Annotated in this window: 11 protein-coding genes; 7 read left to right on the top strand and 4 right to left on the bottom strand. The window is 70.9% G+C overall.

From position 1 onward, the window contains the following. Positions 1-97: 97 nt before the first annotated feature. The 3 genes from AB0E02_RS29210 to AB0E02_RS29200 all read left to right on the top strand — a co-directional run bounded on the left by AB0E02_RS29210 (position 98) and on the right by AB0E02_RS29200 (position 3,522). On the top strand, positions 98-1,525 hold the full coding sequence (locus AB0E02_RS29210) for an MFS transporter (RefSeq protein WP_362144540.1): 1,428 nt from the start codon (positions 98-100) through the stop codon (positions 1,523-1,525). Positions 1,526-1,725: 200 nt separating this feature from the next. Then, positions 1,726-2,730 carry an aldo/keto reductase gene (locus AB0E02_RS29205; RefSeq protein ID WP_362144471.1) on the top strand — a complete coding sequence of 335 codons (1,005 nt, stop codon included), beginning with the start codon at positions 1,726-1,728 and terminating at the stop codon, positions 2,728-2,730. A 183-nt stretch (positions 2,731-2,913) separates the two neighbouring features. Beyond that, positions 2,914-3,522 carry a TetR family transcriptional regulator gene (locus AB0E02_RS29200; protein ID WP_362144468.1) on the top strand — a complete coding sequence of 203 codons (609 nt, stop codon included), beginning with the start codon at positions 2,914-2,916 and terminating at the stop codon, positions 3,520-3,522. A gap of 144 nt (positions 3,523-3,666) precedes the next feature. Here AB0E02_RS29200 and AB0E02_RS29195 read toward each other — a convergent pair whose 3' ends face one another. The 3 genes from AB0E02_RS29195 to AB0E02_RS29185 all read right to left on the bottom strand — a co-directional run bounded on the left by AB0E02_RS29195 (position 3,667) and on the right by AB0E02_RS29185 (position 6,784). After that, on the bottom strand, positions 3,667-4,560 hold the full coding sequence (locus AB0E02_RS29195) for a D-alanyl-D-alanine carboxypeptidase (RefSeq protein WP_362144465.1): 894 nt from the start codon (positions 4,558-4,560) through the stop codon (positions 3,667-3,669). A gap of 266 nt (positions 4,561-4,826) precedes the next feature. Then, complete coding sequence (locus tag AB0E02_RS29190) at positions 4,827-5,465, bottom strand: response regulator transcription factor (RefSeq protein WP_362144536.1); 639 nt, start codon at positions 5,463-5,465, stop codon at positions 4,827-4,829. A 101-nt stretch (positions 5,466-5,566) separates the two neighbouring features. Further along, positions 5,567-6,784 (bottom strand): sensor histidine kinase, encoded by a 1,218-nt coding sequence (locus AB0E02_RS29185; RefSeq protein ID WP_362144462.1) that lies wholly within the window; start codon positions 6,782-6,784, stop codon positions 5,567-5,569. Positions 6,785-6,936: 152 nt separating this feature from the next. On the opposite strand from AB0E02_RS29185, the gene AB0E02_RS29180 reads away from it, so the two are divergent. Then, positions 6,937-7,413 (top strand): hypothetical protein, encoded by a 477-nt coding sequence (locus AB0E02_RS29180; protein ID WP_362144460.1) that lies wholly within the window; start codon positions 6,937-6,939, stop codon positions 7,411-7,413. 507 nt (positions 7,414-7,920) lie between these two features. Here AB0E02_RS29180 and AB0E02_RS29175 read toward each other — a convergent pair. Continuing rightward, complete coding sequence (locus tag AB0E02_RS29175; protein WP_362144457.1) at positions 7,921-9,303, bottom strand: glycine--tRNA ligase; 1,383 nt, start codon at positions 9,301-9,303, stop codon at positions 7,921-7,923. Between the two features lie 210 nt (positions 9,304-9,513). Between AB0E02_RS29175 and AB0E02_RS29170 the strand changes: the two genes are divergently transcribed. Genes AB0E02_RS29170 through AB0E02_RS29160 form a run of 3 tightly spaced genes read left to right on the top strand, consistent with a single transcriptional unit; the run spans position 9,514 to position 12,207 of the window. Then, positions 9,514-10,476, top strand: a complete 963-nt coding sequence (locus tag AB0E02_RS29170) for a metal ABC transporter substrate-binding protein (protein ID WP_362144454.1) — start codon at positions 9,514-9,516, stop codon at positions 10,474-10,476. A 52-nt stretch (positions 10,477-10,528) separates the two neighbouring features. Next, complete coding sequence (locus AB0E02_RS29165) at positions 10,529-11,308, top strand: metal ABC transporter ATP-binding protein (RefSeq protein WP_362144451.1); 780 nt, start codon at positions 10,529-10,531, stop codon at positions 11,306-11,308. Continuing rightward, a complete protein-coding gene (locus AB0E02_RS29160; RefSeq protein ID WP_362144448.1) occupies positions 11,308-12,207 on the top strand; it encodes a metal ABC transporter permease in 900 nt (299 codons plus the stop codon). The genes AB0E02_RS29165 and AB0E02_RS29160 overlap by 1 nt, the downstream gene beginning before the upstream one ends. The last annotated feature ends 91 nt before the right edge of the window (positions 12,208-12,298 follow it).

The following is a 12,298-nucleotide window of genomic DNA, read 5'->3' as shown; positions in this document are numbered from 1 at the left end:
CTGGTACCCGGCTGAGCGCTCCACGATCGTCGTATCCGTGAGCGAAACCCGAGCACAGACCATCCCTGTTGAACCCCCGGTGGAAACACCGGTCGAAATCCCGGCCGGCACCCCGTCCGGCACCCCGCGACAGGCATCGGCCACCGCCGCCCTGACTCCGCTCGGTCTGCTGACCGTGCTGCTGGGCGCGGCCCTTCCGATGATCGACTTCTTCATCGTCAATGTCGCCCTGCCGACCATCGACCACGACCTGCACGCGGGACCCGCGATGCTGGAGATGGTGGTGGCCGGTTACGGCGTCGCCTACGCCACGCTGCTGGTCCTGGGCGGGCGGCTCGGGGACATGATCGGCCGGCGCCGGCTGTTCCTGTGGGGCCTGGCCACCTTCGGCCTGACCTCGCTGGCGTGCGGCCTCGCCCCGGACGCCGCGACGCTGGTGGCCGCCCGGGTCGCCCAGGGGGCGTCCGCGGCCCTGCTGCTGCCCCAGGTGCTGGCCACCATCCAGGCCACGACCACCGGGAAGCGGCGCGCCAAGGCGGTCAGCCTGTACGGCGGCACGGCCGGGGTCTCCAGCGCCGTCGGCCAGGTGCTCGGCGGGCTGCTGGTCTCGGTGGACCTGGCGGGCTCCGGCTGGCGCGCGGTCTTCCTGGTGAACGTCCCGATCGCCGCGGCGGCCTGGCTGCTGGCCGCCCGCACGGTCCCCGAGACCCGCTCGCCGCACCCGACCCGGGTCGACGTCCCCGGCACCGCCCTGCTGGCCGTCTCGCTGATCACACTGCTGCTGCCGCTGACCGAGGGGCGGGCGGCCGGCTGGCCCCTGTGGTCGTGGCTCCTGCTGGCCGTCTTCCCGTGCGCCGGCGTCGCGTTCTTCCTGGTGGAGCGGCGCGCCGAAGGCAGCGGCCGGACCCCCCTCGTCCCGCCGTCCCTCCTGCGCATCCCGTCGGTGAACAGCGGCCTCACCATGATCGTGCCGTTCTCGGTGGGGTTCGGCGGCTTCATGTTCGTGGTGGCCGTGGCGCTCCAGACCGGCCTGCACTACGGCCCGTTGGCGGCCGGGCTGTCCCTGGTGCCGCTCTGCGTCACCTTCTTCTTCGCCTCGCTTGCGGGGCCGCGGCTGGTGGGCCGGTTCGGGCGGCGGGTGGTGTTCACCGGCTCGCTGATCCAGGGGGCCGGGCTGATCGCGCTGGCGCTGACCGTGCACGCGGGCTGGCCGGGCATCTCGGTCGCCGGTCTCGCGCCGAGCATGGCGCTGCTCGGCCTCGGCCAGGGGCTGGTGCTGCCGGTCCTGATGCGCATCGTGCTGAGCGAACTGCCGGTGGCGCAGGCGGGCGTGGGCGGCGGCGTCATGGTCACCACCCAGCAGTCCGGCCTGGCGCTGGGCGTGGCCACCCTCGGCACGCTCTTCCTCGCGCTGCTGCCGTCCGTCGGCATCCGCGATGCGCTGCTGGCGGCCCTGCTGACGCAGCTGGCGATCGTGGCGGGGACCACGGCGCTCGCCCTCCGACTGCCGCGCGCACTGCGCTGACCTGCGGGAACGGGAGGGGAGGGAGTCGAAGGGAGCACGGGGAGGAGCACGCTCCACATCGTGAGGACTGACAAATATTGAAATCTGTCAGCCGTCATGCCATAGTTGCTTGCGTGAGGGATCCGGACCGGCCCCGCCGGACGGCAGACCGGGCCCGCCTCCCTCCCCCGCCCCCCTCGTCATCCATTCAGGAGCACGCAGTGCAGACCCGCACCCTGGGCACCACCGGCCCGCAGACCTCCGCCCTCGGCCTCGGCTGCATGGGCATGTCCGCCCTCTACGGCGACAGCGACCGCACGGAGTCCCTCGCCACCGTCCACGCCGCCCTCGACGCCGGCATCACCCTGCTCGACACCGGCGACTTCTACGGCATGGGCCACAACGAACTACTGATCAACGAAGCGCTGCGCACCGCCCCCGCCGCGGCTCGCGAACAGGCGCAGATCAGCGTCAAGTTCGGTGCCCTGCGCACCATCGAGGGCGGCTTCACCGGCTACGACGGCCGGCCCGACGCGGTGAAGAACTTCGCCGCCTACTCCCTCCAGCGCCTGGGCACCGACCACATCGACATCTACCGGATCGCCCGGCTCGACCCGGACGTCCCGGTCGAGGAGACGGTCGGCGCCATCGCCGAGCTCGTCGAGGCGGGACACGTCCGGCACATCGGCCTCTCCGAGGTCGGCGCGGAGACACTGCGCCGCGCGTCCGCCGTGGCCCCCATCTCCGACCTCCAGATCGAGTACTCCCTCATCTCCCGCGGCATCGAGGACGCGATCCTGCCCACCGCCCGCGAGCTGGGCATCGGCATCACGGCCTACGGCGTGCTCTCCCGCGGCCTGATCAGCGGCCACTTCGACCGGGACCGCAAGCTCGCCGCCAACGACTTCCGCGGGATGAGCCCGCGCTTCCAGGGCGAGAACCTCGACCGCAACCTCGACCTGGTCGACGCGCTGCGCAAGATCGCCGAGCAGAAGGGCGTCTCGGTGGCGCAGATAGCCATCGCCTGGGTGCTCTCCCGCGGCGAGGACATCGTCCCGCTGGTCGGTGCGCGCCGCAGGGACCGGCTCTCCGAGGCGCTCGGAGCCCTGGACGTGGCGCTGGACGCGGAGGACCTCGCCGCGATCGAGCGGGCGGTCCCGGCCGGTGCCGCGGCCGGCGACCGGTACCCCGCCGAGCAGATGGCCCACCTCGACAGCGAGCACTGACCACCGGCGGGGCGGCGGCTTGCGGGAGCGGCCAGGTACCGTCCGTAGGTACCGCACAGGGTCCCCGGTGCGCCTCGGTGCACCACCGGCCCCGCCCGCGGATCCGGTACGGGTGCCGCCTTGGCGCTCGCCCACCGTCGTCCGTACCCGCCCGTCCGCTCCTCCCGAAAGGCCGTCCGCGCCATGCCCCCCGAGTCGTTGACCCCCGAGCGCATCCTCGAAGCCACCGAGGAGGTGCTGCGCCGCTACGGCCCGGCGAAGGCCACGGTCGTGGACGTGGCGCGCGCCCTGGGCGTCAGCCACGGCAGCGTCTACCGCCACTTCCGCACGAAGACGGCGCTGCGTGAGGCGGTCACGGCGCGCTGGCTGGACCGTACGAGCCAGCAGCTGTCCGGCATCGTGACGGAGGAGGGGCCGGCGGCCGAGCGTCTGGACCGCTGGCTGACCGCGCTCTTCGAGGCCAAGCGGCACAAGGCGGGCGACGATCCGGAGCTGTTCGCGACGTACATGGCGCTGATCGGCGAGAGCGGTGGTGTGGTCGACCGGCACGTCACGGACCTGGAGTCCCAGCTGACCCGGATCATCGAGGACGGAGTCGGCGAGGGCACCTTCCAGACCCCCTCCCCCGCCGTCACCGCGCGCGCCGTCTTCGACGCCACCGGCCGCTTCCACGACCCGTGTTACGCCGCCGAGTGGTCCCGCCCGGAGATCACCGCCGATTTCGAGGCGGTCCGCGATCTGGTCCTCCGCGGCCTGCGCCCCGCCCCGACGGGCCGGGCGGACCGGACGTAGACCCGGCGGAAACGGCAGGACGGCAGGGAGGCAGGGGAGGGCCCGGCAGAAACGGCAGAGGGCCTGCCCACGGCCGACCGGCCGCCGACAGGCCCCTTGACCCCAGCGGTACGGCCCGGGCCGTACCAACCCGGGCCGTAGGGACTACTTCTTGAAGGCGTAGTCCAACAGCTTCTTCGCGTCCGCCGTGCGGTTGGGAACCGAGGAGGAGGCGAGGACGGTACCGATGACGGTCTTGCCGTTACGGGTGGCGGCGAAGGCCAGGCAGAACTTGGCCTCCGGACCCGAGCCTGTCTTGACGCCGATGGTGCCGGCGTAAGTGCCCAGCAGGGGGTTGGTGTTGGTCCACTCCATGTAGCGGTAGCCACCGCTCTTGGTCGTGACCTTCTGCTTCGTCGACTTCGTCTTCACGACCGTACGGAACGTGGAGTACTTCATCGCGTTGCTGGCGAGCTTGGTCAGATCGCGCGGCGTGGAGTAGTTCGCGCCGTGGCCGATGCCGTCGAACGAGTCGAAGTGCGTGTTCGTCAGGCCGAGGCTCTTGGCCGTGCTGTTCATCTTGCCGATGAACGACTTGACCCGCGCGGCCCGGGTGGAGCCGCTGCCGAACTTGTCGGCGAGCGCGTAGGCGGCGTCGCAGCCGGACGGCAGCATCAGCCCGTAGAGCAGCTGACGGACCGAGACCTTGTCGCCGACGATCAGGTGGGCCGAGGAGGCCCAGTTGTTGTCGACGATGTAGTCGCTGTACGCCTTCTGGATCGTGACCTTGGAATCCAGGTTGAGGTTCGACTGCCCGAGCACCACCCGGGCGGTCATGATCTTGGTGGTGGAGCCGGTGGAACGACGGGTGTCCGCAGCCTTGGTGAACAGGGACTTGCCCGTGCTGTTGTTCATCACGAACCCGCCCGCGGCGGTGATCGTGGGCGTCGGGAGTGTGGCGGCCTGCGCCGGAGCGGCGAACGCCCCGGCCGTCAGAACGGCACCCGCGGTGACGACTGCCGCGGAGACGCGACGAATGCCCTTAATGCCGGTTTTCAAATTGAATACTCCAAATACCCCTGCGGTGCGGCCCATAGGAGAAAGCCGCTCGCCTGTGAGACGCGGGAAAAGAGGCAATGGATGCACGTGAAGGGACAGGAAATGCGTTCCCAGCCGGATCTGCACGGGAAAGCGCGGCCCGGATCGAATACCCCGGCGGCCGGCGAACCACGGTTCGAGCCGCCATGACCATCGATGCCCCCTCCCGCATAACCGCCAAGGTCCCCTGGGTGACCGCCAACGCCCCCTGGGTGACCCCGGGCCCCCTAGCCGCCGACCCCCAGGAAGCGCAGCACCGCCAGGACCCGGCGGTGGTCGGCGTCCGCCTTCGGAAGGTCCAGCTTGGCGAGGATGTTGTTGATGTGCTTGGCGACCGCGCTCTCGCTCACCACCAGCCCGGCGGCGATCCCCGCGTTGGACCGGCCTTCGGCCATCAGCGCGAGGACCTCGCGCTCACGGGCCGTCAGCCGCTCCAGCGGATCGCTCGACCGCCGCACCAGCAACTGCGCGACGACCTGCGGGTCCAGCGCGGTGCCGCCGTCCGCCACCCGCCGCAGCGCCTCGATGAACTCCTCGACGTCCGCCACCCGCTGTTTGAGCAGATAGCCCACACCGCTGGTGTTCGAGGCCAGCAGATCGGCCGCGTAGCGCTCCTCGACGTACTGCGACAGCATCAACACCGCGGTGCCGGGCCACCGTTCGCGGATCGACAGGGCGGCGCGCACCCCCTCGTCCGTGAAGCCGGGCGGCATCCGCACGTCCACCACCGCGAGGTCCGGCCCGTGTTCGGCGACCGCGGCCAGCAGCCCCTCGGCGTCCCCCGCCTCGGCGGCCACCTCGAACCCGGCCATCTCCACGAGCTTGACCAGCCCGATCCGCAGCAGAACGGAGTCCTCCGCGATCACCGCACGCCGTACGGCACCCGGCTCGGCGCCTTGCGCACCAACCACCGCCGCCTCCGCCGCACGCCCCCTCTCATCCCCCACGTCACGCCCCACGTCACGCCTCACTTCGGGCACGGCAGCTCCACGCTCATCATGGTCGGGCCCCCCACGGGGCTGCTCATCCGGAATGTTCCGTCCACGGACCGCACGCGCTGGGCGAGCCCGGTGAGACCACTCCCCTTGGACGGATCGGCCCCGCCCGCACCGTCGTCGGCGATCACCACCCGCAGTATCTCGCCCAGCCGGGTGACCGTCACATCCACCCGGGTCGCCTCCGCGGCGTGCTTGGCCACGTTCGTCAGCGCCTCGGAGACCACGAAGTACGCCACCGCCTCGATGGCCGGCACGGTGCGCTGCGCCAGATCCACCCGCAGCCGTACGGGCAGCGGCGCCCGGGCGGCGAGCCCGGACAGCGCGGCGTCCAGCCCCAACTCGTCCAGCACGGCCGGGTGCAGACCGCGCACCAGACTGCTGAGTTCCTCGATGGCCTCCTTCGCCTCCCGGTGCGCGGTGTCGATCACCTCGCGCGCCTCGGGCGGCAGGTCGGTCAGCGTCGCCTTGGCCAGACCCAGGTTCAGAGCCAGCGACACCAGGCGCTGCTGGGCGCCGTCGTGCAAATCCCGTTCGATGCGGCGCCGTTCGGCATCCGCGGCGTCGACCGCACCGGCCCGGCTCTCGGTCAGGTCGATCACCCGGCGCGCCAGGTCCTCGTTCCGGTCGGGCCCCAGCAGACCGGGCGCGAGGTGGGTCTCCAGGCGTACCACGACCGCGGCGAGAGAGGGGACGGCGGCGAGCGCGGCGAGGCCGGCGAGGGTGACGTAGAGGGCCTGCGTGTAATACCCGGGGTGGCTGACCCGCCACCCCAGGGGGGCCGCCCATATCCACGCGTACACCGTGACCGCGGCCAGACCCGCCAACAGCAGGCCGAGCACCAGCACTTCGAGCCCGCCGAGCAGCGCCCCCACCAGGCAGTGGTAGCCGAACCGGCGCTGCCACCGCCGCCACCACCCCGGTGCGGGGATGTCGATCCCGAGGAACCGCCGGAAACGCCAGCGCTGGGCGGCGGTCAGCGCGGGCACGGACGACGCGGTGAGCACCAGCGTGAGCCCCAGGACCACCGGCACGCTGCTGTCGTTCCCCTCGACGATCTCCCATACGAGACCGAAGGCCATGAACAGCAGGAACCCGATGAGGAGGTGCAACGGCGCCCCGAGGGCGAGGAAGTACGTATCGCGGGTCAGCCGGGTGAGCGCGCGCCGCGTCCGGGGCGGAATCTTCATGATCCAACGTTATGCGCCGACCGCTGCGACCTGCCATGAAGCCCGCTGCCGGACCAGGGGTGTAGCTGGTGCCACCCCAAGTCGGACAGCCGCATTACTGACCGTGACCGGCAAAAACCGGAGTCTTGATCACGAGCCCGAAGGCCGGGTTCGTGACCTTGAAAGAGACCTCCGCCATGGCCCTGATCGCCTTCAACCCCCCTGTCGACCAAGGACGTTGCACGGCGAACGGCGCCGTGCGCGGGGGCCTGCTGAGCCGCGCCCGTCGCCGGCAGGGCCGTATCCTCGCGGGTGCCGGACTCGCGCTGCTGCCCTGGCTCGGCTACCTCGCCGGCACCCTGCCGCCCGCCGAGGCCACCGCCTGGGTCACCCTCGACGCCCTGGAGGCCGTCGCACTGCTCACCGCCGGCCTCCGCATCCTGCGTGCCGATCCCCGCCACCGCGCCCCCGCCGGCGCCGCGGCCGTCCTCCTGCTCGCCGACGCCTGCATCGACCTCGCCACCGCCGCCCCCGGCCCGGAGCTGGCCACCGCAACAGCCATGGCCGTGGCCGCCGAACTCCCCCTCGCCGCCGTCTGCGCCTGGCTCGCCACCCGGCCGATGCGGGCCGTTGAGCGCCCGGGCACTTGAGAGACGCGGCGCCCAACGGGGGGGCACGTACGCCACGCCCAACGGAACGCCCGGCGGGGCGCCCAAGGGACCACTAGGGGGCCGTCGAACAGATCCCGTAGGGGACGCGAGGCCCCCCTGCGGGGCCACAACGTACGGGCAGGGGTGGGTATTCCCGGGCCAGCACGAGCAGGCGCGCACGAGCAGGCGCGCACGCGCGGGCGCGCACACACAGGCGCACAAACAGGCGAGCACGCGCAGACGAGCACGCGCAGGCAAGCACACACAGGCGCACAAACAGACGAGCACGCACAGACGAGCACGCACACGCGAGCACGCGCAGGCGAGCATCCCCAGCGACCTCAAGGCAAAAACGATGACGGGGCCGGTTCCCCCGAGGGAACCGGCCCCGTTCACCTACCTGCCCGATGACCGACTCAGCAGCCGGCAGCCACCCGATGACTGACTCAGGACTCAGCAGCCGGCAGCTACCTGGCGGCTGACCTCAGCAGCCACCCGGTGCCGGATTCAGCAGCCCAGCAGGCGCGCCGCCAGGTAGGGCTGGATCTGGTCCAGGCTGACGCGCTCCTGCTTCATGGTGTCGCGCTCGCGGACGGTGACCGCGTTGTCGTCGAGGGTGTCGAAGTCGACGGTGACGCAGAACGGGGTGCCGATCTCGTCCTGGCGGCGGTAGCGGCGGCCGATGGCGCCCGCGTCGTCGAACTCGATGTTCCAGTTCTTCCGCAGGTCCGCGGCGAGGCCCTTGGCCTTCGGGGAGAGCTGCGGGTTGCGGGACAGCGGCAGAACCGCGACCTTGACCGGCGCCAGGCGCGGGTCGAGGCGCATGACCGTGCGCTTCTCCATCTTGCCCTTGGCGTTGGGCGCCTCGTCCTCGACGTAGGCGTCGAGCATGAAGGCGAGCATCGCGCGGTTCACACCGGCCGCCGGCTCGATGACGTACGGGGTCCAGCGCTCGCCGGCCTCCTGGTCGAAGTACGACAGGTCCTGGCCGGACGCCTTGGAGTGCGCGCCGAGGTCGTAGTCGGTGCGGTTGGCCACGCCCTCCAGCTCGGAGAACTCGGTGCCGCCGAAGTTGAAGCGGTACTCGATGTCAGCGGTGCGCTTGGAGTAGTGGGAGAGCTTCTCCTTGGGGTGCTCGTACCACCGGATGTTCTCCTCCTGGATACCGAGATCGCGGTACCAGTTCCAGCGCTGCTCCATCCAGTACTCGTGCCACTGCTCGTCCTCGCCCGGCTTGACGAAGAACTCCATCTCCATCTGCTCGAACTCGCGGGTGCGGAAGATGAAGTTGCCCGGAGTGATCTCGTTCCGGAAGGACTTGCCCATCTGCGCGATGCCGAACGGGGGCTTCTTGCGCGAGGTCTGCTGGACCTGGGCGAAGTTGGTGAAGATGCCCTGGGCGGTCTCGGGGCGCAGGTAGGCGACCGAGGCGGTGTCCTGGGACGGGCCGAGGTGGGTGGAGAGCAGGCCGGAGAACTGCTTGGGCTCGGTGAAGCCGCCCTTGTTGCCGCAGTGCGGGCAGTTGATGTCGGCGAGGCCGTTCTCGGGCAGCTTGCCGTGCTTGGCCTCGTACGCCTCCTCCAGGTGGTCGGCGCGGAAGCGCTTGTGGCAGGAGGTGCACTCGGTGAGCGGGTCCGTGAAGGTGGCGACGTGGCCGGACGCCTGCCACACCTCGGGCGCCAGGATCACCGACGAGTCGAGGCCGACGACGTCCTCGCGCGAGGTGACCATGGCGCGCCACCACTGCCGCTTGATGTTCTCCTTGAGCTCGACGCCCAGCGGACCGTAATCCCAGGCAGCCCGGGAGCCGCCGTAGATCTCACTGCAGGGGTAGACGAAGCCACGGCGCTTGCTCAGGCTGACGATGGTATCGATCTTGTCGGCGGCCACGGTGCTCTCTTCATTACGACGACGAACGATGAATTGGGCGGCGCCCTCGCGTCTCGTCGGGGGTGCAGGTCGCAAGACGGCTGGGCGAATAGTTCAGGGTACCGGCGGGCGCCGCCCCGGGACCAAATCGGTTCCCGGCCACTGTCTGCCCGCTCACACCGGCCCGAGGTTTATTGACAATCGTTTCCAGGTTTGTTGAAAATGAGTGTCATGAACATACGCCGTCACCTCACCACCGCCGCGGTCGCCGGAGCCGCGGGGCTCGGCCTGCTGGCCCTCTCCGCCTGCTCCCCCACCGCCAGTGGCAGGACGGCCGACGGCAAGCTGAGGGTGACAGCGTCCTTCTATCCCATGGAATTCCTCGCCGCGCAGATCGGCGGCAAGCACGTCGAGGTGACCGACCTCACCAAACCCGGCGTCGAGCCGCACGACCTGGAGCTCACCGCCAAGCAGACCGCCCAGCTCGGCGAGTCCGGCGCGGTCGTCTACCTCAAGGGCCTGCAGCCCGCCGTGGACGCGGCGGTCGCCCAGTCCGGCGTCAAGCACATCGCCGACGCCGCCGCGCTGACCTCCCTGGAGAAGCACGGCACCGAGGTCGACGGCCACCACCACACCACCGGCGACAACGCCTCGCACTCCGACTCCGAGGGCGGCAACGACCCGCACATCTGGCTCGACCCGGTCAAGTACGCCGAGGTCGCCAAGGGCGTCAACAAGACCCTCGCCAAGGCCGACCCGAAGCACCGGGCCGACTACCAGAAGAACACCGACACCCTGGTGAAGAAGCTGACCGGGCTCGACACGGAGTTCAAGGACGCCCTGAAGAACCGGGCGTCGGACACCTTCCTCACCACCCACGCGGCCTTCGGCTACCTCGCCGAGCGCTACGGCCTGACCGAGGAGGCCATCAGCGGCCTGGACCCCGAGTCCGAGCCCAGCGCGCACCGCATGAAGGCCCTGCACACCCTCGCCGCCGACCACCACGTCTCCACGGTCTTCTTCGAGACGATCGCCAACCCGGCCACCGCCAAGACCCTGGCCGGCGATCTCCACCTGCGGACCGACGTCCTGGACCCGCTCGAAGGGATCACCGCCAAGTCCCGCGGCACGGACTACTTCGGCGTGCAGCGCGCCAACCTCGCGGCGCTGCAGAAGGCGCTCGGCAGCAAGTGAGCAGCAAGCGAACCGCACCGACCAGCCCGCCCCGCACCCCACGGAGGTCACCGTGAAAGAACCGCTCCCCGAGCCGGTCATCGACCTGCGCGGCGCCACCGCAGCACTGGGCGCCCGCCCCGTGCTGCGCGGCGTCGACCTGACGGTGCGCTCCGGCGAGGTCGTCGCGCTGCTCGGCGCGAACGGCTCCGGCAAGTCCACCGCCGTCCGGTCGGTGATCGGCCAGGTCCCGCTGAGCGGCGGCTCGCTGTCGCTGTTCGGCACGGAGTTCCGCCGCTTCAAGAGCTGGGCCCGCATCGGATACGTCCCGCAGCGCACCACCGCGGCCGGCGGGGTGCCCGCCACCGTCCGCGAGGTCGTCACGGCCGGCCGGCTGGCCCGTACGAAGCTGGGCGTGCTGCGCAAGGCCGACCGGGCCGCGGTCCACCACGCACTGGAGCTGGTCGGCATGGCCGACCGTGCCAAGGACTCGGTCAACGCGCTCTCCGGCGGACAGCACCAGCGGGTGCTGATAGCCCGGGCGCTGGCCGGCGAACCAGAACTGCTGATCATGGACGAGCCGATGGCCGGCGTCGACCTCGCCAGCCAGGAAGTGCTCGCCGCCGCCCTGCGCGAGCAGGTCGCCCGCGGCACCACCGTCCTGCTCGTGCTGCACGAGCTCGGCCCGCTGGAGCCGCTGATCGACCGCGCGGTGGTGCTGCGCGACGGCTGCGTCGTCCACGACGGCCCGCCGCCCGAGGCCGTGGGCCAGCACGCCCTCCCCGGCCACGACCATGTCCACCCGCACGCCGACGCGGCCGCGGAACCGATCCGGACGGGGTTGCTCACCTGATGGACATCCTGAACTACGCCTTCATGCAGCGGGCCCTGATCGCCGCCCTGATCGTCGGCATCACCGCGCCCGCCATCGGCATCTACCTCGTCCAGCGCCGCCAGGCCCTGATGGGCGACGGAATCGGCCATGTCGCGCTCACCGGCGTCGGCCTCGGCTTCCTGCTCAACCAGAGCCCGGTGTGGCTGGCCACCGCCGTCGCCGTCCTCGGCTCCGTCGTCATGGAGTTGATCCGCTGGTTCGGCAGGACCCGCGGCGATCTCGCGCTGGCCATGCTGTTCTACGGCGGTATGGCGGGCGGTGTGATGCTGATGAACCTCTCCGACGCCGGCTCCAACGCCAACCTCGGCACCTACCTCTTCGGCTCGATCCTCACCGTCTCGCCGCAGGACATGACGACGATCTACGTGCTCGCCGCGCTGGTACTGGCGATCACCGTCGGGCTGCGCCGCCAGCTGTTCGCGGTGTGCCAGGACGAGGAGTTCGCGCGGGTGACCGGTCTGCCGGTCCGGCTGCTGAACCTGCTGATCGCGGTCACCGCCGCGGTCACCGTCACCGTCGCCATGCGGGTGGTCGGCCTGCTGCTGGTCAGCGCCCTGATGGTGATCCCGGTCGCGGCCGCCCAGCAGATCAGCCGCAGCTTCGCGGTCACCTTCTCGGTGGCCGTCGCGATCGGTGTCGCGGTCACCCTTACGGGCACCACCACCTCGTACTACGTGGACGTCCCGTCCGGTGCCACGATCGTGCTCTTCGCCATCGGCCTGTTCGTCGTGCTGACCGCGCTCGCCACGCCGCTCGCGAAAAAGCGCGCCAGGGCTGCCGCACAGCCCGGTGCGGGGTGCACCCTGGAGGTACCCGCCGGTCGCACCGCCCCGGACGATGTGAGCGTGGCCGGATAGCCGCACGCCGGTAAGCGTCCCACCAGGGCGCCGGTCATCACCTGGCACAATGGCGGGACGCATGCGCAGGGGGAAGACCTGACGTCCTAAG

This window comes from Streptomyces sp. NPDC048196 (genome assembly GCF_040652715.1).
In the GTDB taxonomy this organism is placed as follows: domain Bacteria; phylum Actinomycetota; class Actinomycetes; order Streptomycetales; family Streptomycetaceae; genus Streptomyces; species Streptomyces siderophoricus.
This window is presented reverse-complemented; position numbering and strand designations above follow the sequence as displayed.